Here is a 23768-nt window from a genome sequence, read left to right as displayed (position 1 = left end):
GCGCTTTTTTTTAAGCATGCAGTTGTCTAGACAAGATGAGCCGGTGTACCGCGAACTCGCCGACATCCTGCGCCGCGAACTGAGCAGCTACCAGGCCGGTGAATTCCTGCCGGGCGAGGTGCAGTTGGCTGAACGCTTTGGTGTCAACCGCCACACCCTGCGCCGCGCCATCGATGAGCTGGTGTTCGAAGGCAGCCTGTTGCGCCGCCAGGGCAAGGGCACCCAGGTGCTGGACCGCCCGCTGATTTACCCGATGGGCGCCGAGACCTCCTACAGCCAGTCGTTGTCGGCCCAAGGCGTGGGCGTGGAAGCGATGTTGCTCAAGCGCCGCTACTGCTTCGCGAGCCGCGAAGAGGCGCAGCAATTGGGCATCGCCGAGATGGCGCCGATGATCGAGCTGCAAACCCTGCGCAAGCTCGACCACCAGCCGGTCAGCCTGATTCGCCACCGCTACTGCGCCAGCCATGCGCCGCTGCTGGCGGACTACAGCGGCGGCTCCTTGCGCCACTACCTGCGGGAACGCGACATGCCGTTGACCCGCACCCAAAGCCTGATCGGCGCGCGCTTGCCCAACCGCGACGAAGCCGCGCTGCTGATGATGCCCCGGCACTTGCCGGCGCTGACTGTATTCACTCTTTCCCGCGATCGCGACGGCCGCCCGGTGGAGCTGGCGCAGTCCACCAGCCGCTCGGATCGCTTCCAGTACCAAGTGGTGACCTGATGGAGACCCCGATGAACCTGTCCCCGCGTCAACACTGGATCGGCGTGCTCGCCCGCGCCTTTCGCAGTGAATTGCTGCCCCATGAAGACGCCCTGCGCGACGTGGATTACCAACTGATCCGCGCCCCGGAAATCGGCATGACCCTGGTACGCGGCCGCATGGGCGGCAACGGCGCGCCGTTCAACGTTGGTGAAATGAGCGTGACCCGCTGCGTGGTGCGCCTGGCTGACGGGCGCACCGGCTACAGCTACCTGGCCGGGCGCGACAAGGTCCATGCCGAACTGGCGGCCCTGGCGGATGCGCATTTGCAGGGGGCACACCCGAGCCCCTGGCTCAGCGATCTGATCGGCTCACTGGCCAACGCCCAGGCCGAGCGCCGGGCGCAAAAAGAGGCCGACACCGCCGCCACCAAGGTCGAGTTCTTCACCCTGGTTCGAGGAGAAAACTGATGAATGCCCAACGCTTGCAACCGGCGTTTGTAGACCCGGTGCTGGATGCCCAGCGCGGTTTTCGCGGCGCCCTCAAGGCTCTCGCCGAGCCCGGCCTGATCCAGTCCTTGCCCGCCGCCCCAAGCCTTGAAGGCCTGGCGCCGGCCACCTACGCGCTGTGCCTCGCGCTGCTGGATATGGACACGCCGCTGTGGCTCGCACCGTGCTTCGACACACCGCTGATTCGCGCCAACCTGGCGTTCCACTGCGGCTGCCCGCTGACCGCCAACCGTGAAGAGGCCGCGTTCGCCTTGCTCGGTGAACAGGACTTGCTCGACCTCAGCGGCTTCGACCACGGCAACGACCGTTACCCCGATCAGTCCTGCACCTTGCTGGTCCAGTTGACCGACCTGGAAGCCGGTCGCGCCTTGAACTGGCGCGGTCCGGGGATCAAGACCCAGCGTCAGGTCAACCTGCCGGTGCCTCAAGCATTCTGGCTCGAACGTCAACGCCGCGAGACGTTTCCCCGTGGCCTGGACGTGTTGTTCGCCGCCGGCCATCACCTGATCGGCTTGCCACGCAGCACCCGAATTGCACAGGAGCATGCCTGATGTACGTAGCCGTGAAGGGTGGCGAACAGGCCATCGACAATGCCCACCGCCTGCTGGCGAAAAAACGCCGGGGCGATACCTCCATTCCGGAACTGAGCGTGGAGCAGATCCGCGAGCAATTGCCGCTGGCGGTCGCCCGGGTGATGAGCGAAGGCTCGCTGTACGACACGGAGCTGGCCGCGCTGGCGATCAAGCAGGCGGCGGGGGATCTGGTGGAAGCGATCTTCCTGTTGCGGGCTTACCGCACCACGTTGCCGCGCTTCAGCCCGAGCCTGCCGATCGATACCGCGCAGATGTCACTGAGCCGGCGGTTGTCGGCCACCTTCAAGGACGTGCCAGGCGGGCAACTGCTGGGCCCGACCTTCGATTACACCCACCGTCTGTTGGACTTCGCGCTGCTGGCCGAAGGTGAATATCCGGGCCCGCAAACCACACCGGACGCCACCCTTGAACCGTGCCCGAGGGTTCTCGGCTTGCTGGCCAAGGAAGGCCTGATCAAGAACGAATCCGACGACACCGGCAGCGTCGCCGACATCACCCGCGACCCGCTGGAATACCCGGCCAACCGCGCCCAGCGCCTGCAAGCCCTGGCCCGTGGCGACGAAGGTTTCCTGCTGGCGCTGGGTTACTCGACCCAACGTGGTTACGGCCGCAACCACCCGTTTGCCGGTGAGATTCGCATCGGCGACGTCGAGGTGTGGATCGACCCGGAAGAGCTGGGTTTCCCGATCTGCCTGGGCAGTATCGAAGTCACCGAGTGCGAGATGGTCAACCAGTTCGTCGGCTCGGCCACCGAGCTGGCGCAGTTCACCCGGGGCTACGGTCTGGCGTTCGGGCATGCCGAGCGCAAGGCGATGGGCATGGCGCTGGTGGACCGCTCCTTGCGCGCCAACGAGTTCAACGAAGAGATCGTCTCACCGGCCCAGCAGGAAGAATTCGTGCTGTCCCACTGCGACAACGTCGAGGCGGCGGGCTTCGTTTCCCACCTCAAATTGCCTCACTACGTGGACTTCCAGTCCGAGCTGGAACTGATCCGCAAACTGCGCCAACCGGCCGAGGGCACGCGCCATGAATGACCTGACCCAAACACCTGCGCGTGACCCGGCGTACAACTTCGCCTACCTCGACGAGCAGACCAAACGCATGATCCGCCGCGCCTTGCTCAAGGCCGTGGCGATCCCCGGTTACCAGGTGCCGTTCGGTGGCCGCGAGATGCCGCTGCCTTACGGTTGGGGCACCGGCGGCATGCAACTGACCGCCGCGATTCTGGGAGCTGACGACGTGCTCAAGGTCATTGACCAGGGCGCCGACGACACCACCAACGCCGTGTCGATCCGCCGCTTTTTCGCGCGCACCGCCGGCGTCGCCACCACTGAAAGCACCCCGGACGCCACGGTGATCCAGACCCGTCACCGCATCCCGGAAACCCCGTTGCACGCCGACCAGATCATGGTCTACCAGGTGCCGATTCCCGAGCCGCTGCGCTTTATCGAACCGTCGGAAACCGAGACCCGCACCATGCACGCCCTCAACGACTATGGGGTGATGCACGTCAAACTCTACGAGGACATCGCGACCTTCGGCCATATCGCTACCAGCTATGCCTACCCGGTGATGGTGGATGAACGCTACGTGATGGACCCATCGCCCATCCCGAAATTCGACAATCCGAAACTCGACATGAGCCCGGCGCTGATGCTGTTCGGTGCCGGTCGCGAAAAGCGCTTGTACGCGGTGCCGCCGTACACCCAGGTCACCAGCCTGGACTTTGAAGACCATCCGTTCGAAGTGCAGAAGTGGGAACACAACTGCGCGATCTGCGGCAGCCATGAATCGTTCCTCGATGAGCTGATTCTCGACGACGCCGGTACCCAGAGTTTTGTGTGTTCCGACACCTGGTACTGCGCCCAACGGGTGAAGGAGAACAACCAGTGAGCCAGCCTCTTTTGCAAGTGCGTGACCTGTCGTTGTTATACGGCGAAGAGAAGGGCTGCCAAGGCGTCAGCTTCGATTTGTACCCCGGCGAAGTGCTTGGGATTGTCGGCGAGTCCGGCTCGGGCAAGTCCACCTTGCTCTCGTTGCTCAGCGGACGTTTGCCGCCGCAGGCCGGGAACATCGGCTATCGCAGCAAGGACGGCGAATGGCTGGATTTGTACAGCGCCAGCGAAGCCGAACGCCGCACCTTGCTGCGCACCGAGTGGGGCTTTGTCGAGCAAAACCCGCGGGACGGGTTGCGCATGGGCGTGTCGGCCGGCGCCAACATCGGCGAGCGCCTGATGGCCCAGGGCGTGCGCAATTATCAGCAACTGCGCGGCGCCGGCCTCGACTGGCTCGGCCAGGTAGAAATCGACCCGCAGCGGATCGACGACTTGCCCCGTACCTTCTCCGGCGGCATGCAACAGCGCCTGCAAATCGCCCGCAACCTGGTCTCCAGCCCGCGCCTTGTGTTTATGGACGAACCCACCGGTGGCCTGGATGTGTCGGTGCAAGCGCGCTTGCTCGACCTGCTGCGCGGCCTCGTTCGCGAGCTGGATTTGGCCGTGGTGATCGTGACCCACGACCTCGCCGTGGCGCGCCTGCTGGCGGACCGCCTGATGGTGATGCGCCGTTCCCGTGTGGTGGAAACCGGGCTGACGGACCAGATCCTCGACGATCCACAGCACCCTTACTCTCAACTGCTGGTGTCTTCGGTATTGCAGCCATGATGAATGCCTTGATCGAGGTCCGTGACCTCTCGAAAACCTTCACCTTGCACCAGCAGAACGGCGTGGTGCTGAACGTGCTGCGCGGGGTGGAATTCAGTGTGAAAGGCGGTGAGTGCCTGGTGCTGCACGGCCAGTCCGGCGCCGGTAAAAGCACGCTGCTGCGCACCTTGTACGGCAACTATCTGCCGGCGGGCGGCAGCATTCGTGTGCGGCATGCCGGTGAGTGGCTGGAACTGGTAGGCGCCGAGCCTCGGGAAATTCTGCAAGTACGCCAGCAAACCCTGGGCTACGTCAGCCAGTTTCTCCGGGTGATCCCGCGCGTGGCGTGCCTGGATGTGGTGATGGAGCCGGCCCTGGCCCGTGGCTGGTCGAAGGCCAATGCACAGTCACGCGCCGAACATCTGTTGACCCGCCTGAACATTCCGCAACGCCTGTGGCAACTGGCACCCGGCACGTTCTCCGGTGGCGAGCAGCAGCGGGTCAACATCGCCCGCGGCTTCATGGTGGATTGGCCGGTGATGCTGCTGGACGAACCCACCGCGTCCCTCGACGACAGCAACCGTCAGGTCGTGCTGGAGCTGATGAACGAAGCCAAGGCCGGCGGTGCCGCACTGATCGGCATCTTCCACGACCGCGCCGCCCGTGAAGCGGTTGCCGACCGTCATTTCGACATGACCCCTGCGCCTGTTGCCCAAGAGGAATACGCCCATGCCCGCTGAACAGATCCTCAGCAATGCCCAGCTGGTGACGGCTGACCGTGTGTTCCTTGGCAGCGTGATGCTGCGCGACGGGCTGATCGTCGACATCGCCGAAGGCCGCAGCCAACTGCCCCAGGCCCAGGACCTGGACGGTGACTTCCTGCTGCCGGGCCTGGTGGAATTGCACACCGACAACCTGGAAAAACACATGACCCCGCGCCCCGGCGTGGACTGGCCGTCGACTTCGGCGGTGCTCAGCCACGACGCGCAGATCATCGCGGCCGGCATAACCACGGTGTTCGACGCGGTGTCCATTGGCGATGTGAATCCCAAGGGCAACCGCATGCAGAAGCTACCAGCGATGCTCAACGCCATCGCCTCGGCAGAAAGCGCCGGCCTGACACGCGCCGAACACCGCCTGCACCTGCGCTGCGAGCTGTGCCACCCCGACACCTTGAGCGTATTCCGCGACTTGGTGGAAAACCCGCTGGTGCGCCTGGTGTCGGTGATGGACCACTCGCCGGGCCAGCGCCAGTTCGTGCTCGAATCCAAGTACCGTGAGTACTACATGGGCAAGTACCACCTGAATGACGAGACCATGGACGCGTTCATCAAGCTGCAAATGGCCAACTCGAAGGAATACAGCGACCGCTACCGCGCCGCTATCGTCGAGCATTGCCTGGAACGCGGGCTGTCGGTGGCGAGCCATGACGACGCGACGTTGGCGCATGTCGAGGAGTCGGCGCGCTATGGCATGACCATCGCTGAATTCCCCACCACCCTGGAAGCGGCGCGTGGCTGCCAGGAACTGAACATGAAAGTTCTGATGGGTGCGCCGAACGTGGTGCGTGGCGGGTCCCACTCGGGTAATGTGGCCGCCGCCGGCCTGGCTGCCGAAGGATTGCTGGATATACTTTCCAGTGACTACTACCCGGCCAGCCTGCTGCAGGCGGCGTTCGTGCTGGCCGATCAACAGGACGGCGGCGATCTTTCCCGGGCGGTCAAGATGATCAGCCTGGCGCCTGCACACGCGGCGGGCCTGAGGGATCGCGGCGAAATCGCTATCGGTCTGCGGGCCGACCTGGTGCAAGCCAAAAAAAGCCGCGACGGACTGCCAGTGGTCCAACAAGTCTGGCGACAAGCGAAGAGGGTGTTTTGATGGCAGGCAGGTTGATCTATCTCATCGGACCATCGGGTTCGGGCAAGGACAGCCTGCTGGATGCCGCACGCCCGCGTTTGGCCGAGCGTGGCTGCCGCATTGTGCGGCGGGTCATTACCCGCTCTGCGGAAGCGGTGGGAGAAGCCGCGCAGGGTGTGAGCCCCGCGCAGTATGCCGCGATGGAGGCCGAGGGCGCCTTTGCCCTCAGTTGGCATGCCAACGGCTTGTCCTATGGCATACCCCGGGAAATCGATGGGTGGCTGGCGGCGGGGGACGACGTGCTGGTCAACGGTTCTCGCGGTCACCTGGCGCAAACCCGGTTGCGTTATCCGAACCTGCTGGTGGTGTTGCTGACGGTGGATCAAGGCGTTTTGCGCCAGCGTTTGCTGGCACGGGCCCGCGAATCCCTGGCGGAGATTGATCAGCGGCTGGCACGCAATGCGCGATTCGCTGAAGGTTTGAGCACGGCACCGGATGTGTTCCTGCTCGACAACTCCGGCCAACTGGAACACACGGTCGAGCGCCTGCTGGGCTGCCTCGACGGGCAACCGGCATGCGCCTGACCCTGCTGGGCACCGGCGATGCGCGGCAAGTCCCGGTGTATGGCTGTGAGTGCGCGGCCTGTGATTTGGCCCGACGCGACGAGAGCCTGCGGCGTCGCCCATGCAGCGCGTTGATCGAGTGCGGCGACCAGCGTTGGTTGATCGACAGCGGTTTGCCCGACCTCACCGAACGCTTCCCGCCGCGCAGTTTCAACGGGATTCTCCAGACCCATTACCACGCCGATCACGCCCAAGGCCTGCTGCATTTGCGGTGGGGGCAAGGGCTGGTGATTCCAGTGCATGGGCCGTTGGATCCGGAAGGGTTGTCCGACCTGTACAAGCACCCCGGCATCCTCGATTTCAGCCAGCCGTTTGCCGAGTTTGAAACCCGCCGGCTGGGCGAGCTGAGCGTCACTGCATTGCCGTTGGTGCATTCCAAACCCACCTTGGGTTATCTGCTGGAAGGCGAAGGGCGGCGCATCGCCTACCTCACCGACACCGTCGGCCTGCCACCCGCTACTCGCGACTGGCTGCAACGCGAACCGCTGGATGTGCTGGTGATCGACTGCTCCATGCCGCCGCAACCGCAGTTACCGCGTAATCACAATGACCTGACGTTGGCGTTGCAGTGTATTGACGAGGTGAAGGCGCAGTTGGGTGTGCTGACTCATGTGGGGCATACGCTGGATGCGTGGTTGTTGCAGCATCGGCGGGAGTTGCCGCGCCATGTGACGGTAGGGTGGGACGGGCGCGTGCTTTAGCGTGGGAATTCATGTCAAACGGTGAAGTCCTGATCACAAGGGTATTTGGATGAAAAGTTTGAAGGGATGTGTCTTTGTTAATACCGATTTGGCGTATTCAAATGGGCGCCACTTTGTAGGTGTTTATTTTTTTCCTGATAAACCAATCGGGTGCTTACCGTGCGCGTGTGTGTTGAATTGTTTGAATTGCAAGTAATTTATTGAATGTCTTAATGGGTGTTTCACCGCGTTAAAGTGTTTCAGCGAGAACCAAATAAGCGCTGTCCCAAGCTTTTTATGCATGGGAATTTAATAGCTGATGCCGATTGTTCCGGCTCGTTTATTAATTGGAAGAGTGCTCTGTCTCATGAATACTTTTGACGCGGTTTCCCTCAGGCCCATGCTTCAAAGCTTGCCGGAGTTTGAGCCTGATCCGATTGGCTTCGGCGCCAACACAAAGCCGACGTACACCACGGATCAGGCCGGCAAGCAGATAACGCGGGACAGCCAGCGGTTTCACGACCGAAACGGCGACAAGAAAGTTGACCTGTCCTACACCGTCGATCCGAGTTTCACTGCACAGCAGCAGCGACGCGTACGCGACGCGGTGCAGTCCTGGCAGGATGTTGCAAACATTACCTTCAAGGAACGGGCCACCGGTGTGGATGGTACGGTAAACATCAAAAACAACCGCCGCGGTGACAGTGGCGTCGCTACCTTACCCACGCGTTCCACCAGTAGTACATCGGCGACCATCGGCACACAGAGGGCCGGTGGTTCACCAGCGCTGGGCAGCCACTTTTCGGTGACCACCGTGCATGAAATCGGCCACGCCATCGGCCTTCAACATCCGGGTAACTACAACGGTCGTGGCTCCAGTTACAACAGTGGCGCGGTGTATGCCGGAGATACCAAGGCGCGCAGCGTGATGAGTTACTGGTCGGAGAAAAACCAATCCGGTCACAACTTCCAGGCGCTGAACCCGTCCGCGCCGATGATGGATGATATTGCGGCGGCCCAACGGCTTTACGGGGCCAATCGCCAAACCCGTAATACCGACACGACCTACGGTTTTAATTCCAATACCGAGCGCGAGGCAATGACCCTCAAGGGTGCCAGCGACAAACCCATCTTCTGCGTATGGGACGGCGGCGGCGACGATACGCTGGATTTTTCCGGATTTTCCCAAAACCAGACAATCAATTTGAACGCCGAGTCGTTTTCGGATGTGGGTGGTTTGAAGGGCAATGTTTCCATCGCCAAGGACTGTTTGGTCGAGAACGCCATAGGCGGTTCGGGAAACGATCTGCTGATCGCTAATCAGGGTGGCTGCCGGCTCAAGGGTGGCGCGGGTGGCGACACGTTGCGCGGCGGCGGCGGGGCGGACGTTTGTACCTACGACAAGGCCAGTGATTCCACGCCGCAGAACCCTGACCTGATCGAGAACTTTACCAGTGGCACCGACAAAATAGATGTCTCGGGCGTTTTGAAAGGGGCGGGTGTCAGCGGCCTTGTGTTTACTGATCGGTTCAGTGGCCGGGCGGGCGAGGCGATACTCAAGCATGATGCTGCGACGGGGCGTTCAAGCCTGGAGATCGACCTGAGGGGCAGTGGCACTGCCGACTTCCTGGTCAAGGGCATTGGCGAGATCAAGCCTGCGGATGTGCAGTGGCAAGGGCAAAAGCCAAATGTGCAGCCAGTGCCGACCGTAGTGCCGCAACCGGCTCCGGAGCCGACGCCGTCGATTGATGTGAAACCGGATCTGCTTTCACAGCTAAGCGAGATGGTCACGAAGACGTTGTCAGCCTTGCTGCAGTTGTTTCAACGCCTCGCCAAACCGTCTTGAGCGGTAAGGCCAAATCGGCAAGCCAGTTCCTTTCGACCCTTGGGTGTGAGTCCAAGGGCACGGCTATCAAGGTCCTGGGTCACCCATTTACGCCGGATAACGCTTTCCAGCAACGCGGCCCCCAACGCGCCAGCCAGGTGCGGGCGGCGCATGCTCCAGTCCAGGCACGAACACGCAAAACGACGCCGCTGAGCGCGAAGCGCTGCCACATCGACACCCAATTCGCTCATCGCTTTTTCGCCGTCCACAGTGAGCTGGTAGGTGCCGTCGCCAACCAGCCAGCCAGACTCGATGAAATGATCATGCAGGCGCACGGCCAACGTCCCCGCCATGTGGTCGTAGCAGGTCCGTGCGAACTGCAAGCGATTGGGCGTGGTCGCAACAAACGCCGTTGCAGTGTTTCTGCTGATCACCATCAGCGCTTCAATCACCTGGGCAACGTGAGGGCCCGCGAGGCTGTAATACCGATGCCGGCCCTGAGTGTGCAGCTTGACCAGCCCGTCTTCCTTGAGCCTCGCCAAGTGGGCACTGGCGGTGGAGGCGCTGACCTCGGCAATCACCGCCATTTCCGTGCTGGTGCGCGCATGGCCGTCCATCAGTGCGCAGAGCATTTTCGTCCGGGCAGGTTCCGCAATGGCGCCGGCGACCTGGGAAATAGCGCAGTCATCGTTGTGGGCGTTCATATTTCGTTCCTGAACGAATCGTTACCGTAGACGGTAGCTGATAGTAGCGGTTCTTTAGACACAGGACGTACTGAATGACACCGCTGGAAGCCGCTACACATAACGATCCCTATGATTATTACGCCTGCTTGAGGCTCAACGACGAACTGCTGTTCGATGAAGGTCTGGGGTTATGGATAGCCAGCAGTGCCAGGATGGTCGAGGCTGTTCTGGCGCATCCCGATTGCCGGGTCCGGCCGCTGCACGAGCCAGTGCCCGCTGCCATTGCGCAAGGTGCGGCGGGGCAGGTGTTTGCATCGTTGATGCGCATGAATGAAGGCCCGGGCCATCGGTGCCCCCGGGCGATCATCGAGCCAGCGTTGGCCTCGGCGAGCATTGCTGATGTGGTCGCGCAAGTCGTTGGGCCCGTCGATAACCTCAATCAACTCATGTTCACGCTGCCCGTGTCGGTGATTGCGTCTTTGCTGGGTGTCCCGCGTGAGCAGTTGCAGGAAGTCGCCAGGCGGACACGGGATTTCGTCGCCTGCCTGTCGCCCTTGAGTAGTGAAACTCAACGGCAGGATGCCGATGCCGGTGCTACCTGGCTAAGGCAGATATTCAGCGCACCGTTGGAGCCGACAGCGTTGCTGGCGCACATCCGTCGTAACTACGAAGCCAGCGAGTGGCAAGACCCGGACGCGCTGATTGCCAATCTGATCGGACTGCTTTCGCAAACCTGCGAAGCCAGCGCCGGGCTGATCGGCAATACGCTGGTTGCGCTGCATCGACAGCCTGAGCTGCTTGAGAAGATTCAGCACATGCCGACCCTGGCCATCGCGTTGGTCGAGGAGGTGGCCCGCTACGATTCGCCGGTGCAGAACACCCGGCGATTTGTGGCCAGGCGCTGCACGATTGGCGGCCGCGTGTTGGAGGCGGGCGATACTGTTCTGGTGCTGCTGGCGTCTGCCAATCGGGATCCCGATGCGAACCCGCAACCCGATAGTTTTTTGCTTGAGCGAGTACAACGCCGAGTCTTCAGTTTCGGTGCCGGGAAACATCAATGTCCCGGCCAGCGCCTTGCATTGAATATTGCCGCGCAAGCCATCGGTGAGTTGCTGCGTCTTCGCCCAGCAGTATTGGCCGGTCCTTGCCTGTTCACCTACTGGCCATCGCTGAACGGTCGTATTCCTCGACTCCAAACATCCGGTAAAACAGCCACCAGTCAGCCTGATGAATTCTGTGCTTGAGTAAAGATAACTCTGGAGTTACCTTTATTCGAGCCGGAGCAAGGAGGCTGTGGTGCAAAGCAGGCTATTGATCAAAGAGCTGCAAGAGGCAGGTTGGGTGCTGGATCGGGTGACGGGCAGCCATCATATTTTCACCCATCGCTATAACCCGTACACGATACCGGTGCCCCATCCCAAGAAGGATCTGCCCATGGGTACCGTGCGAAGTATCAGGAAACGTGCCGGGCTGTTTTCGTTTTAGGACGGTTTAAGGAGATTTTCCATGCAATACCCAATCTGTATCGAATGGGGTGATGACTTTGTCGCCACCGGTATTCAGATCCCCGATATTCCAGGTGCTGTGACTGCCGGGGACAGTTTTGAAGAGGCTTACAACGCTGCGGTTGAAGTGGCGCACATCCTGTTGCAGGAGATCGCGGCAGAAGGCCGGGTGATTCCGATGCCAACGTCGGTGGCCGCCCATCACGATAATGAGGACTACGCCGGCATGGGCTGGGGGATGTTGGAGCTCGACATCTCGCCGTATCTGGGCAAGACCGAGAAGGTCAATGTGACCTTGCCCGGCTATGTGATCCAGCGTATCGACCGTTATGTGCGCGAGCACAAAGTGAAAAGCCGCTCGTCATTTCTGGCCGATGCGGCTTTGGAGAAGTTGGTGCGGTTGTAACTAGGCAGTCGCTACCGCCCCTTGCCGCGATGCACTCAAGAAGCGCAACAACGCCACCAGCGGGAAGGCGCTGCCCACCAGCATCACCCCCAGCCAGCCGTCGTGTTCGTACACGCTGCTGGCAATCGCCGAGCCGAAGGCGCCGCCGATGAAGATGCTGGTCATGTACAGCGCGTTCAGGCGGCTGCGGCTGTTGGCGTCGAGGGCGTAGATGGCGCGTTGGCCGAGGACCATGTTCATCTGCACGCAGAAGTCCAGGACCACGCCGGTCACCGCCAGGCCAATCACGCTGTACAACGGGTGCACGAAGGCCGGCAGAAAGCTCAGCGCGGCAAACAGCATGGCCAGCAATGAGGCGCGGTGGGTGTGGCCGGCATCCGCCAGACGCCCGGCGATGGGGGCGGCGATGGCGCCAAGGGCACCGACCAGGGCAAACAGGGCGATCTGGCTCTGGCTCAGGCCATGGTTGCGGGACAGTTCCAGCGGGGCGGCGGTCCAGAACAGGCTGAAGGTAGCGAACATGCAGCCTTGGTAAAACGCCCGCTGGCGCAGCACCGGCTGGCGGCGCAGCAGGGTGCCCAGTGAACCGAGCAACTGGCCATAGCTGGCGGCGTGATCCGGCTGACGCTTGGGGATGGTCAGCATCAGCACCACGCTGATAAACGCCATCAGGGCCGCGGCGGCCATGAACATGGCGCGCCAGCCGAAGTGGTCGGCCACCACGCTGGACACCGGCCGCGCCAGCAGGATACCCAGCAGCAAACCGCCCATGATGCTGCCGACCACCCGGCCACGGGATTCAGCCGGCGCCAGGTGTGCCGCTAGCGGAATCAGGATTTGTACCGACACCGAACTGAAGCCGATCAGCAGCGACACCAGCAGGAACAGGTTGGGCTGTTCGGTGAACGCCGCACCCAGCAGGCTGGCGATGGCCACCACGGTGGTGATGATCATCAGCCGGCGGTTTTCCAGCAGGTCGCCCAATGGCACCAGGAAGAATAGGCCCAGGGCATAGCCGATCTGGGTCAGGGACACGATCAGGCTGGCCATGGCCGGCGTGAGGCCGATATCCGGGGCGATCAGCTCGATGATCGGTTGGGCGTAGTAGATGTTGGCGACGATGGCGCCGCAACAGAACGCAAACAGCATCACCATGCCTCGGGTCATGGTGCTTGTAGCGTGGGGCGTGGCGTTCATGGCGTTCTCATAAAAGCGAAGGAAAGAGGCGAGCGAGAATAATGATTGAGCCTGGGGGCGAGTAGCCTGTCTGTGGTGATAACACTCATGCCGGGAATTAATGACTGAAACGTTAACTTTCGGGCTGAGGCTCGATGATACATTTAGTCACAACTGCTTAAACAGGAAATCGACTGCCATGAAGACGATATTCAACAAGATGCTCTTGGCCTCAAGCCTGGCCGCGCTGATGACCGTGGGTGTTGCCCAGGCCCAGGATGCCCCGCGTGTCGGCGTGCGGGGTGCGATTACCGCGATGGACGGCGACGCGATGCAGGTCAAGGTCAACAGCGGCGAAGACGTCACTGTTCACTTGACCAAAGACACCCTGGTGCGCGCCGTTACCCTGGCCAAGATCGAAGACATCAAGCCGGGCAGTTACATCGGTTCGGCGGCCATGCCGAACGCGGATGGCACCCTGACGGCGCTGGAAGTGCATGTGTTTCCACCGGCAATGGCAGGTACCGGCGACGGGCACCGGGCGTTCGACCTGAAGGAAGGCAGCAGCATGACCAACGGCACCGTGGGTGACCTGGTGGTGAGCAATGGCCGGACGTTGACCGTCAAGTACAAGGGCGGCGAACAGAAGATCGTGGTGCCGGACGATGTGCCGATCGTCAACCTGGAGCCGGGTGATCGCAGCTTGCTGAAGCCGGGGGTGAAAGTGGTGATGTTTGCGGCGAAGGGCGCGGATGGGAGCGTGACGGCCCAGGCGATTTCTGCGGGTAAGGATGGCGTGACGCCGCCGATGTAACGGCTGAACACTGAAACAAATGTGGGAGCGGGCTTGCTCGCGAATGCGGTGTGACAGTCACCGGATGTACCGACTGATCCACCGCATTCGCGAGCAAGCCCGCTCCCACATGTTTGACCAGGTTTCTCCAGTCAGAACTGCTTATTGGCCGGAGTAGATCTGGTCAAAAACCCCACCATCATTGAAGTGGGTCTTCTGCACGGTGCGCCAGTCACCAAAGGTCTTCTCTACCGACAGGAAGTCGACTTTCGGGAAACGGTCGGTGTACTTGGCCAGTACTTTCGGGTCACGTGGACGCAGGTAGTTGTTGGCGGCAATTTCCTGGCCTTCTGGCGACCACAGGTACTTCAGGTATTCCTCGGCAGCCACTTTGGTGCCTTTTTTCTCGACCACTTTGTCGACGATCGACACCGGCGGCTCAGCCTCGGCGGAGACGCTTGGGTAGATCACTTCGAACTGATCACGGCCAAATTCACGGGCGATCATTTCTGCTTCGTTCTCAAACGTCACCAGTACGTCGCCGATCTGGTTGGTCATGAACGTGGTGGTAGCGGCACGGCCACCGGTGTCCAGCACGGGTGCGTGTTTGAACAGGTCGCCCACGAACTTCTTGGCCTTCTCCTCGTCGCCACCGTTCTTCAGCACATACCCCCAGGCCGACAGGTAGGTGTAGCGGCCGTTACCGGAAGTTTTCGGGTTCGGCACGATGACTTGTACGCCGTCCTTGACCAGATCCGGCCAGTCTTTCAGGGCTTTCGGGTTGCCTTTACGCACGATGAACACCGTGGCCGAGGTGAACGGCGCGCTGTTGTTCGGCAGGCGGGTAACCCAGTTGTCCGGCACCAGCTTGCCGTTGTCGGCCAGGGCGTTGATGTCGGTGGCCATGTTCATGGTGATCACGTCAGCCGGCAGGCCGTCGATCACCGAGCGTGCCTGTTTGCTCGAGCCACCGAACGACATCTGCAGGGTCAGCTTGTCGTCTGGATGCTCGGCGGCCCAGTGCTTCTGGAAGGCGGCGTTGTAGTCTTTGTAGAAGTCGCGCATCACGTCGTAGGAGACGTTGAGCAGAGTGACCGGGGCGGCCTGGACGACGCCAGCCAGTGCAAGGCCGGCGGCCAGGAGAGAGGCGCTAACGAGTTTTTTCACTGCTCATTCCTTGTTGTTCGAGAAGGTTGTCGACGATGTAGGGGCAATATGCCAGCGACTATAACGGGGGGGCGCATAGTCGCTTAAAGATTAAAAAGAACTTTGCTTATTCCACTTTCTTGAAAAGCCCGTTACCACAGCGTGAGCAAAACGCGGCGTTCGGCTCATGGCTGTTTTTCTTGCACACCGGGCAATCGGTTTGCAGCGCGTCACCCCGCATGGCATTGGCCAGTTCGGCAGTGAAGATCCCGGTGGGCACGGCGATGATCGAGTAACCGGTGATCATCACCAATGACGAAATCACTTGGCCCAGCGGGGTCTTCGGCACGATATCGCCAAACCCTACGGTGGTCAGGGTCACGATCGCCCAATAGATGCCCTTGGGAATGCTGGTAAAGCCGTGTTCCGGGCCTTCGATCACGTACATCAAGGTGCCGAACACCGTGACCAGGGTGCAGACGCTGACCAGGAACACCACGATCTTCTGCTTGCTGCCCCGCAGCGCCGCCATCAGGTAGTTGGCTTGCTTGAGGTACGGGCTGAGCTTGAGCACACGGAAAATCCGCAGCATCCGAATGATCCGGATGATCAGCAGGTACTGCGCGTCGCTGTAATACAGCGCCAGGATGCCGGGGACAATGGCCAGCAAGTCCACCAGCCCGTAGAAGCTGAAGGCATAGCGCAAGGGTTTGGGCGAGCAGTACAGACGCAACCCGTACTCGATCAGAAAGATCAGCGTGAAGCCCCACTCGATATAGGCCAGCACATCAGCGTAGTTCTGGTGTACCTGGTCGATGCTGTCGAGCATCACGATCACCAGGCTGGCGAGAATGATCAGCAGCAGGATGCCATCGAAGCGCCGCCCGGCGACGGTGTCGCTTTGGAATACCATGACGTAGAGCCGCTGACGCCAGTCGTTGTTGCTGTCCATAAAACCCGCCTGAATCGAATGTCGAGCAAGCCTAGGGGGATTCGAAGGGGCTGTCCATGCGGGCTTTGTGCATCACTCGATGGCTGGCGCGCACCAGCCAGGTGGCGAGGATAAACGGCGCGGTCAGCGCAGGCAGGTTCAGGCCGGCGAAGCCAGGCGTGAGGATGATCGCCAGCAGGATGCCGATCAGCGGCAGCCAGGGTTGGCGGCGATGCCGGCTGAGGGCCAATGCCGCCAGTGCCGGGTTATAGCTGTGCAGGCCAAGCAGGGCGGTGGCGGGTTCGTCCATCAGCAGGGCGACCAGCACGCCGAGGCTCGCACCGGCCAGCGCCCACAACGCGGCGTGGCGGCTGGCGAGCAGCAGGCCGAGGGCGATCAACAGGCCGGCCAAGGGTTGGTTCAGCAGGATGACTTGGGCGAGGCCTCTGAACGGCGCGCAGAGTAGCGCCCAGGTGCCGGGTTCGCTGGCGGCAAATGCGGCGGGCGCGGTGGTGCCCAGCAGCAGCCAGCCGAGTACGACAAACGGTGTGGTGTAGGCGGGCAGGTCGTCAGGGTTGGCGGCGCGTTTGAGCCATTGGCGGGTGAGGATTGCGCTGAGGCCGCCGCAGGCGAGGATCAGCGGCGGCAGCAGTGCGGACCAAGTGAAATGCTGGCTGATCAGCAAGCCGAGTAGCACACCGTTATAGCTATAAAGGCCAGCCTGGCGCTCGACCTTGGGATAGCCGCGGCGTTGGGCGGTCAGCAAACCGGCGACCCCGCCCAGCAGTGCACCGCCGAGCAGGGTCGGGGCGCCGATCAGGATTGCCAGCAGGCAGAGCAGGCCACACAGCGGGTGGCGCTGGAGGAAAATCTGGCTGAAGCCGTTGAGCAAGGCTTCGGCCCAGTCGGGGCAGGATTGGTTGGGCATGAGCATAATCTGCAGGAAAGAGCCGAACCCTGTGGTGAGGAGGCTATTGTGTTGAAGGGCTGTTGTGGCGAGGGGGCTTGTCCCCCGTTGGAGTGCGTAGCGCTCCCGCTTTTTTTGGGGCCGCTGCGCAGCCCAACGGGGGACAAGCCCCCTCGCCACAACAAGCCAGCTCACCACAAGGAAAGCATTGCCACAGGGGATTAGATCAACGTCTCGATACGCAACGAGTTAGTAGACCCCGGCTGCCCAAACGGCACCCCCGCGGTTATCACCAACGTATCCCCGCGCTGCGCCATACCTTGTGCCTGGGCAATTTCCAGCGCCGTGGAGCACACCTCATCCACCTGCCGCAGCCGATCATTCACCACCGAATGCACGCCCCACGCCACGCTCAAGCGCCGCGCCGTCGACAGGTTCGGTGTCAGGTTGAGAATCGGCACCGCCGGCCGTTCCCGCGCCGCCCGCAGGCTGGAGCTGCCCGACTCGCTGTAGTTCACCAGCACCGCCACCGGCAGGATGCTGCTGATACGGCGAATCGCGCAGCTGATGGCGTCCGACACCGTGGCGTCCGCCTTGGGCCGGCTGACATCCAGTTGCGTCTGGTAGTCCGGGCCGTTTTCCACCTGCCGAATGATCTTGCTCATCATCAACACCGCTTCCAGCGGGTATTCGCCGGAAGCGGTTTCTGCCGAGAGCATCACCGCATCCGCGCCTTCCGCCACCGCGTTGGCCACGTCAGTGACCTCGGCACGGGTCGGCGCCGGGGAGAAGCGCATGGACTCGAGCATCTGTGTGGCCACCACCACCGGTTTACCCAACTGACGGCAGACGCCAATGATGTCCTTCTGGATTTGCGGCACGCTCTCCGCCGGCACTTCCACCCCCAGGTCCCCTCTGGCGACCATGATCGCGTCGCTCAACTCGGCGATTTCCCGCAGGCGCTGCACCGCCGACGGTTTCTCGATCTTGGCCATCAGGAACGCCTTGTCACCGATCAACTCGCGGGCTTCGCGGATATCTTCCGGGCGTTGCACAAACGACAGCGCCACCCAGTCCACACCCAGTTCCAGGCCGAAGCTGAGGTCGCGGCGGTCCTTGGGGGTCAGCGGGCTGAGTTCCAGCAACGCCTGGGGCACGTTCACGCCTTTGCGGTCTGACAATTCGCCGCCATTGAGCACGGTGGTGTCGATGGCGTCGGCGTGCTTGGTGATCACCCGCAGGCGCAGCTTGCCGTCGTCCAGCAGCAGGTCCATGCCGGGCTTCAGGGCCGCGATGATTTCCGGGTGCGGCAGGTTGACCCGACGCTGGTCACCGGGTGTCGGGTCCAGGTCCAGGCGCAGGGCCTGGCCGCGAATCAGTTGCACCTTGCCTTCGGCAAAACGTCCGACCCGCAGCTTCGGGCCTTGCAGGTCCATGAGGATGCCGAGGGGATAGTTGAGCTGGCGCTCCACTTGGCGAATCCACTGGTAGCGCTGGGCGTGATCGGCATGATCGCCATGGCTGAAGTTCAGCCGGAAGATGTTCACCCCGGCTTCCACCAGCTCGCGAATGTCGTCGATGCTGTCGGTGGCGGGGCCCAGCGTGGCGAGGATCTTGACCTTCTTGTCAGGCGTCATGTTCAGGGGACTCTCTTTCAGGGCTCTCTAGAATCAGAATGGCGCGAAAATCGTTGACGTTGGTGCGGGTCGGCTCAGTGATGATCAAGCCGTCGAGGGCCGCGAAGTAGCCGTAGCCATTGTTGTTGTCCAGCTCATCGCGGGCGCTCAAACCCAGGGCTTCGGCGCGGGCGTAGCTGGTGGGTGTCATGATTGCGCCGGCGTTGTCTTCGGAACCGTCGATGCCGTCGGTGTCACCCGCCAGGGCGTAGACGCCGGGCAGGCCCTTGAGGCTGTCGGTGAGGCTCAGCAGGAATTCGGCATTGCGTCCGCCACGGCCGTTGCCGCGCACGGTCACGGTGGTTTCACCGCCAGAAAGGATCACGCAAGGCGCCGCCAACGGCTGGCCGTGCTGGATGATTTGCCGGGCGATCCCGGCGTGCACCTTGGCCACGTCTCGGGCTTCGCCTTCCAGGTCGCCGAGGATCAGCGGGCTGAAACCGGCCTGGCGGACTTTCACCGCCACGGCTTCCAGGGATTGCTGCGGGCGCGCGATCAGCTGGAAATGGCTGCGGGCGAGCACCGGGTCGCCGGGCTTGACGGTTTCCGACTCCGGGCTTTGCAGCCAGGTGCGTACGGACGCCGGGATTTCAATCTGGTAGCGCTTGAGGATCGCCAACGCCTGTTGCGAGGTGCTCGGGTCGGCGACGGTGGGGCCCGAAGCGATGACGGTGGCCTGGTCACCCGGCACATCGGAAATCGCATAGGTGTAGACCGTGGCCGGCCAGCTGGCCTTGGCCAAGCGACCGCCCTTGATCGCAGAGAGGTGCTTGCGTACGCAGTTCATCTCGTCAATGGCAGCGCCGGATTTGAGCAGGGCTTTGTTGATCGCTTGCTTGTCCGCCAGGGTGATACCGGCGGCCGGAAGGGCGAGCAGCGCAGAGCCACCGCCGGAGAGCAGGAAGATCACGCGGTCGTCTTCGCTGAGGTTGCTGATCAGTTCCAGCACACGTTTTGCTACGGCCTGGCCTGCGGCATCCGGCACCGGGTGCGCGGCTTCGACCACTTCGATTTTCTTGCAGGGCGCGCCGTGGCCGTAGCGGGTGACCACCAGGCCTGTGACTTCGCCTTGCCAGCAGTTTTCCACCACCAGCGCCATGGCGGCGGCGGCTTTGCCGGCACCGATCACGATGACACGGCCGCTGCGATCGGCGGGCAGATAGGGTTCGAGGACTTGCCGGGGGTGGGCGGCGTCGATGGCTGTGGCAAACAGCTCGCGAAGCAGGTGTTGCGGATCGACCGACATAAGCGGGCTCCCGGGGATTCTTGTTATTAGGGGTGACTCAAATTCGATGTGAAATGCGGTCAAAAATGTGGGAGCGGGCTTGCTCGCGAAAGCGGTCTACCATTCGACATCCATGCTGACTGATACACCGCTTTCGCGAGCAAGCCCGCTCCCACATTCGATCGCATTTCAACGGGCGTTATTTATCGCGAATCGAAAAATTCGCCATATGTTCCAGGCCCTTGATCAGCGCCGAGTGGTCCCAGTTGCCGCCACCGATTGCGGTGCAGGTGCTGAACACCTGTTGGGTGCCGGCGGTGTTCGGCAGGTTGATCCCCAGTTCCTTGGCACCGGCCAGTGCCAGGTTCAAATCCTTCTGGTGCAGGCTGATGCGGAAGCCCGGGTCGAAGGTGCCCTTGATCATCCGCTCGCCATGCACTTCGAGGATTTTCGAGGAGGCAAAACCGCCCATCAGCGCTTCACGCACCTTGGCCGGGTCGGCGCCGTTCTTCGAGGCGAACAGCAGCGCTTCGGCCACCGCCTGGATGTTCAGGGCAACGATGATCTGGTTCGCCACTTTGGCAGTCTGGCCATCGCCATTGCCGCCCACCAGGGTGATGTTCTTGCCCATGGCCTGGAACAGCGCCAGGGCGCGTTCGAAGGTATGCGGGTCGCCGCCGATCATGATGCTCAGGGTGCCGGCCTTGGCGCCGACTTCCCCACCGGATACCGGTGCGTCGAGGTAGCGTGCGCCGGTCTCGTTGATCTTCGCGGCGAAGGCTTTGGTGGCGGTGGGCGAGATCGAGCTCATGTCGATCACTACTTTGTTCGGCCCAAGGCCTGCAGCAACGCCGTCGGCGCGGAACAGCACATCATCGACCTGCGGGGTGTCGGGCACCATGACGATGATGAACTCGGCTTCCTGAGCCACTTGCTGCGGGTTGGCCAGTGCCACCGCGCCAGCGTCGATCAATTCAGCCGGGGCCTTGCCGTGATGCTCGGACAGGAACAGTTGGTGACCGGCCTTTTGCAGGTTGGCGGCCATGGGTTGGCCCATGATGCCGGTGCCGATAAATCCGATTTTAGCCATGATGAAAATCCTCTTATTGTTAGGTGTGCAGGCCTGGCGCGGCCTGCTAAACACAGGAGATCCAATGTGGGAGCGGGCTTGCTCGCGAATGGGGCCGACATTCAGCATTGATGTCGACTGATCCACCGCTTTCGCGAGCAAGCCCGCTCCCACATTGGGTGCTGTGTGTGTTCAGTTAGATCGCGTTGTGGCTTTTGAGCCATCCCAGCCCGGCTTCAGTGGTGGTCAACGGCTTGTACTCACAGCCGACCCAACCCTGATAACCAATGCGGTCCAAATGTTCGAACAGGAAGCGGTAGTTGATCTCACCGGTGCCCGGCTCGTTGCGGCCCGGGTTGTCCGCCAGCTGGATGTGGTTGATCTCACCCAGGTGCGCGGCCATGGTGCGGGCCAGGTCGCCTTCCATGATTTGCATGTGATAGATGTCGTATTGCAGGAACAGATTGGCACTGCCCACCTGTTCGCGAATCGACAGGGCCTGCGCCGTGTTGTTGAGGTAGAAGCCCGGAATGTCGCGGGTGTTGATCATCTCCATCACCAGCTTTATGCCCACCGCTTGCAGCTTGTCGGCGGCGTACTTGAGGTTGGCGACGAAGGTTTTTTCCAGGGTGGCGTCATCCACACCGGCAGGACGAATCCCCGCCAGGCAGTTTATCTGGGTATTGCCCAGCACCTGGGCGTAGGCGATGGCCAGGTTGACCCCGGCACGGAATTCCTCGACCCGATGCGGGTGGCACGCCAGGCCGCGTTCGCCCTTGGCCCAGTCACCGGCCGGCAGGTTGAACAGCACTTGGGTCAGGCCGTGGGCATCGAGTTGCGCCTTGATTTCAGCCGAGCTGAACTCATAGGGAAACAGGTACTCCACGCCACTGAAGCCCGCGTCGGCGGCGGCTTTGAAACGGGCAAGAAAGTCCTGTTCGGTAAACAGCATGGACAGGTTGGCGGCAAAACGCGGCATGGGTTTCTCCTTAATCGAGCAGTGAAATGGCAGTCGGTGCGTCGTTGCCCACCAGTGCCAGATCTTCGAATTCGTTGACGGCGTTGATCTCGGTTCCCATGGAAATATTGGTCACCCGCTCCAGAATGATTTCAACGATTACCGGCACCTTGAACTCTTCGATCATTTCCTGAGCCTTGCGCAGTGCAGGCTGGATCTGACCTGGCTCGAATACGCGCAGGGCCTTGCAACCCAGGCCTTCGGCGACAGCCACGTGGTCGACGCCATAACCGTTGAGTTCCGGCGCGTTGAGGTTGTCGAAGGACAGCTGCACGCAGTAGTCCATTTCAAACCCGCGCTGGGCCTGGCGGATCAGGCCCAGGTAGGAGTTGTTCACCACCACGTGGATGTACGGCAGCTTGAACTGCGCGCCCACCGCCAGTTCTTCGATCATGAACTGGAAGTCATAGTCGCCGGACAGCGCCACGACTTTGCGGGTCGGATCAGCCTTGACCACACCCAGCGCCGCTGGAATCGTCCAGCCGAGCGGGCCGGCCTGGCCGCAGTTGATCCAATGACGGGGTTTGTACACGTGCAGGAACTGCGCGCCGGCAATCTGCGACAGGCCGATGGTGCTGACGTAGCAGGTGTCTTTGCCGAACACCTGGTTCATCTCTTCGTACACCCGTTGCGGCTTGACCGGCACGTTGTCGAAGTGGGTCTTGCGGTGCAGGGTGGCCTTGCGCTGCTGGCAGTCGTGCAGCCAGGCGCTGCGGTCCTTGAGCTTGCCGGCGGCTTTCCACTCGCGGGCCACTTCAATGAACATGGTCAGGGCTGAGCCAGCGTCGGAAACGATGCCCAGGTCTGGGGTGAATACGCGGCCGATTTGCGTCGGCTCGATGTCCACGTGAATGAATTTGCGGCCCTCGGTGTACACCTCCACCGAACCGGTGTGACGGTTGGCCCAGCGGTTGCCGATGCCCAGCACCACGTCCGATTTGAGCATCGTCGCGTTGCCATAACGGTGGGAGGTTTGCAGGCCGACCATGCCTACCATCTGCGGGTGATCGTCCGGAATCGTGCCCCAGCCCATCAGGGTCGGGATCACCGGAATGCCGGTCAATTCAGCGAATTCCACCAGCAACTCGCTGGCGTCGGCGTTGATCACACCGCCACCGCTCACCAGCAATGGGCGTTCGGCCTGGTCCAGCAGGGCCAGGGCTTTTTCCACCTGGATGCGGGTCGCCAACGGCTTGGCCAGGGGCAGCGGCTGGTAGGCGTCGATGTCGAATTCGATCTCGGCCATTTGTACGTCGAATGGCAGGTCGATCAGCACTGGGCCTGGGCGACCGGAGCGCATTTCATAGAAGGCTTTCTGGAAGGCATACGGCACCTGGCCGGGCTCCATCACCATGGTTGCCCACTTGGTCACCGGCTTGACGATGCTGGTGATGTCGACAGCCTGGAAGTCTTCCTTGTGCATCCGAGCACGGGGCGCCTGGCCGGTGATGCACAGGATCGGGATCGAGTCGGCCCAGGCGCTGTACAGGCCGGTGACCATGTCAGTGCCCGCCGGGCCCGACGTGCCGATGCACACGCCGATATTGCCGGCCTTGGTGCGGGTGTAGCCCTCGGCCATGTGCGAGGCGCCTTCAACATGGCGAGCAAGGACGTGATCGATGCCACCGACCTTCTGCAAGGCCGAATACAGCGGGTTGATCGCGGCGCCCGGGATACCGAAGGCGGTGTCGACCCCTTCACGGCGCATCACCAGGACAGCGGCTTCGATTGCTCTCATTTTGCTCATGGTTTTGGTGCCTCTTGCGTTTTGTAATTGTATACAAGTGGTGTTGGTCCGAAG

25 protein-coding genes are annotated in these 23768 nt (G+C 61.9%); 15 read left to right on the top strand and 10 right to left on the bottom strand.

Annotation, left to right across the window (positions count from 1 at the left end):
* Positions 1 to 16: 16 nt before the first annotated feature.
* The 11 genes from phnF to ACA046_RS23700 all read left to right on the top strand — a co-directional run bounded on the left by phnF (position 17) and on the right by ACA046_RS23700 (position 9450).
* Positions 17 to 721 (top strand): phosphonate metabolism transcriptional regulator PhnF, encoded by a 705-nt coding sequence (gene phnF / locus ACA046_RS23750; protein WP_497675109.1) that lies wholly within the window; start codon positions 17 to 19, stop codon positions 719 to 721.
* Between the two features lie 11 nt (positions 722 to 732).
* Positions 733 to 1170, top strand: a complete 438-nt coding sequence (gene phnG, locus ACA046_RS23745) for a phosphonate C-P lyase system protein PhnG (protein WP_318301840.1) — start codon at positions 733 to 735, stop codon at positions 1168 to 1170.
* Positions 1170 to 1760 carry a phosphonate C-P lyase system protein PhnH gene (gene phnH, locus ACA046_RS23740; RefSeq protein WP_063028147.1) on the top strand — a complete coding sequence of 197 codons (591 nt, stop codon included), beginning with the start codon at positions 1170 to 1172 and terminating at the stop codon, positions 1758 to 1760. The genes phnG and phnH overlap by 1 nt, the downstream gene beginning before the upstream one ends.
* Complete coding sequence (locus ACA046_RS23735) at positions 1760 to 2836, top strand: carbon-phosphorus lyase complex subunit (RefSeq protein WP_497675108.1); 1077 nt, start codon at positions 1760 to 1762, stop codon at positions 2834 to 2836. The genes phnH and ACA046_RS23735 overlap by 1 nt, the downstream gene beginning before the upstream one ends.
* Positions 2829 to 3695 carry an alpha-D-ribose 1-methylphosphonate 5-phosphate C-P-lyase PhnJ gene (locus ACA046_RS23730; protein WP_063028151.1) on the top strand — a complete coding sequence of 289 codons (867 nt, stop codon included), beginning with the start codon at positions 2829 to 2831 and terminating at the stop codon, positions 3693 to 3695. The genes ACA046_RS23735 and ACA046_RS23730 overlap by 8 nt, the downstream gene beginning before the upstream one ends.
* The gene (gene phnK / locus ACA046_RS23725) at positions 3656 to 4465 is read left to right on the top strand and encodes a phosphonate C-P lyase system protein PhnK (RefSeq protein ID WP_459029377.1); all 810 of its coding nucleotides are present in this window, start codon (positions 3656 to 3658) and stop codon (positions 4463 to 4465) included. The genes ACA046_RS23730 and phnK overlap by 40 nt, the downstream gene beginning before the upstream one ends.
* On the top strand, positions 4465 to 5184 hold the full coding sequence (gene phnL, locus ACA046_RS23720; RefSeq protein WP_459029375.1) for a phosphonate C-P lyase system protein PhnL: 720 nt from the start codon (positions 4465 to 4467) through the stop codon (positions 5182 to 5184). Before phnK ends, phnL begins: the two co-directional genes overlap by 1 nt.
* Entirely contained in the window at positions 5174 to 6322 is a 1149-nt protein-coding gene (locus ACA046_RS23715; protein ID WP_497675107.1) for an alpha-D-ribose 1-methylphosphonate 5-triphosphate diphosphatase, read from the top strand. Before phnL ends, ACA046_RS23715 begins: the two co-directional genes overlap by 11 nt.
* Complete coding sequence (gene phnN / locus ACA046_RS23710; RefSeq protein ID WP_459022870.1) at positions 6322 to 6885, top strand: phosphonate metabolism protein/1,5-bisphosphokinase (PRPP-forming) PhnN; 564 nt, start codon at positions 6322 to 6324, stop codon at positions 6883 to 6885. The genes ACA046_RS23715 and phnN overlap by 1 nt, the downstream gene beginning before the upstream one ends.
* Positions 6876 to 7625 (top strand): phosphonate metabolism protein PhnP, encoded by a 750-nt coding sequence (phnP, locus tag ACA046_RS23705; protein WP_497675106.1) that lies wholly within the window; start codon positions 6876 to 6878, stop codon positions 7623 to 7625. Before phnN ends, phnP begins: the two co-directional genes overlap by 10 nt.
* Before the next feature lie 346 nt (positions 7626 to 7971).
* On the top strand, positions 7972 to 9450 hold the full coding sequence (locus tag ACA046_RS23700) for a M10 family metallopeptidase C-terminal domain-containing protein (protein ID WP_497675105.1): 1479 nt from the start codon (positions 7972 to 7974) through the stop codon (positions 9448 to 9450).
* Here ACA046_RS23700 and ACA046_RS23695 read toward each other — a convergent pair.
* Complete coding sequence (locus ACA046_RS23695) at positions 9426 to 10133, bottom strand: ArsR/SmtB family transcription factor (RefSeq protein WP_497675104.1); 708 nt, start codon at positions 10131 to 10133, stop codon at positions 9426 to 9428. The genes ACA046_RS23700 and ACA046_RS23695 overlap by 25 nt on opposite strands.
* Positions 10134 to 10207: 74 nt before the next feature.
* Between ACA046_RS23695 and ACA046_RS23690 the strand changes: the two genes are divergently transcribed.
* From ACA046_RS23690 to ACA046_RS23680, 3 genes are read left to right on the top strand one after another with little or no spacing between them, the layout of a single operon-like run.
* Positions 10208 to 11359 (top strand): cytochrome P450, encoded by a 1152-nt coding sequence (locus ACA046_RS23690; RefSeq protein WP_497675103.1) that lies wholly within the window; start codon positions 10208 to 10210, stop codon positions 11357 to 11359.
* Between the two features lie 52 nt (positions 11360 to 11411).
* Entirely contained in the window at positions 11412 to 11600 is a 189-nt protein-coding gene (locus ACA046_RS23685) for a type II toxin-antitoxin system HicA family toxin (RefSeq protein ID WP_459022860.1), read from the top strand.
* A gap of 21 nt (positions 11601 to 11621) precedes the next feature.
* On the top strand, positions 11622 to 12026 hold the full coding sequence (locus tag ACA046_RS23680; protein ID WP_318301834.1) for a type II toxin-antitoxin system HicB family antitoxin: 405 nt from the start codon (positions 11622 to 11624) through the stop codon (positions 12024 to 12026).
* On the opposite strand, the gene ACA046_RS23675 is transcribed toward ACA046_RS23680, so the two are convergent.
* Complete coding sequence (locus tag ACA046_RS23675; protein ID WP_497675102.1) at positions 12027 to 13223, bottom strand: MFS transporter; 1197 nt, start codon at positions 13221 to 13223, stop codon at positions 12027 to 12029.
* Positions 13224 to 13401: 178 nt separating this feature from the next.
* Between ACA046_RS23675 and ACA046_RS23670 the strand changes: the two genes are divergently transcribed.
* Complete coding sequence (locus tag ACA046_RS23670) at positions 13402 to 14016, top strand: DUF5666 domain-containing protein (protein WP_497675101.1); 615 nt, start codon at positions 13402 to 13404, stop codon at positions 14014 to 14016.
* Between the two features lie 141 nt (positions 14017 to 14157).
* On the opposite strand, the gene ACA046_RS23665 is transcribed toward ACA046_RS23670, so the two are convergent.
* The 8 genes from ACA046_RS23665 to gcl all read right to left on the bottom strand — a co-directional run bounded on the left by ACA046_RS23665 (position 14158) and on the right by gcl (position 23714).
* Entirely contained in the window at positions 14158 to 15162 is a 1005-nt protein-coding gene (locus tag ACA046_RS23665) for a sulfate ABC transporter substrate-binding protein (protein WP_076015197.1), read from the bottom strand.
* Between the two features lie 106 nt (positions 15163 to 15268).
* On the bottom strand, positions 15269 to 16093 hold the full coding sequence (locus tag ACA046_RS23660) for an ion transporter (RefSeq protein WP_076015198.1): 825 nt from the start codon (positions 16091 to 16093) through the stop codon (positions 15269 to 15271).
* 31 nt (positions 16094 to 16124) lie between these two features.
* Complete coding sequence (locus ACA046_RS23655) at positions 16125 to 17000, bottom strand: urea transporter (RefSeq protein ID WP_497675100.1); 876 nt, start codon at positions 16998 to 17000, stop codon at positions 16125 to 16127.
* Positions 17001 to 17200: 200 nt separating this feature from the next.
* Positions 17201 to 18616: a pyruvate kinase gene (pyk, locus tag ACA046_RS23650; protein WP_076015200.1), complete on the bottom strand. Its 1416-nt coding sequence runs from the start codon at positions 18614 to 18616 to the stop codon at positions 17201 to 17203.
* Entirely contained in the window at positions 18606 to 19901 is a 1296-nt protein-coding gene (locus ACA046_RS23645; RefSeq protein WP_459022853.1) for a glycerate kinase type-2 family protein, read from the bottom strand. The genes pyk and ACA046_RS23645 overlap by 11 nt, the downstream gene beginning before the upstream one ends.
* 178 nt (positions 19902 to 20079) lie before the next feature.
* Positions 20080 to 20970 carry a 2-hydroxy-3-oxopropionate reductase gene (locus ACA046_RS23640; RefSeq protein ID WP_459022851.1) on the bottom strand — a complete coding sequence of 297 codons (891 nt, stop codon included), beginning with the start codon at positions 20968 to 20970 and terminating at the stop codon, positions 20080 to 20082.
* A gap of 175 nt (positions 20971 to 21145) precedes the next feature.
* Positions 21146 to 21928 carry a hydroxypyruvate isomerase gene (gene hyi, locus ACA046_RS23635; protein ID WP_497675099.1) on the bottom strand — a complete coding sequence of 261 codons (783 nt, stop codon included), beginning with the start codon at positions 21926 to 21928 and terminating at the stop codon, positions 21146 to 21148.
* Positions 21929 to 21938: 10 nt separating this feature from the next.
* On the bottom strand, positions 21939 to 23714 hold the full coding sequence (gene gcl, locus ACA046_RS23630) for a glyoxylate carboligase (protein ID WP_076015203.1): 1776 nt from the start codon (positions 23712 to 23714) through the stop codon (positions 21939 to 21941).
* Positions 23715 to 23768: the final 54 nt, after the last annotated feature.

It is taken from the genome of Pseudomonas sp. LBUM1641, from assembly GCF_059716235.1.
The sequence above is the reverse complement of the archived record's forward strand: the minus strand, read 5'-3'. Positions and strand labels throughout refer to the sequence as shown.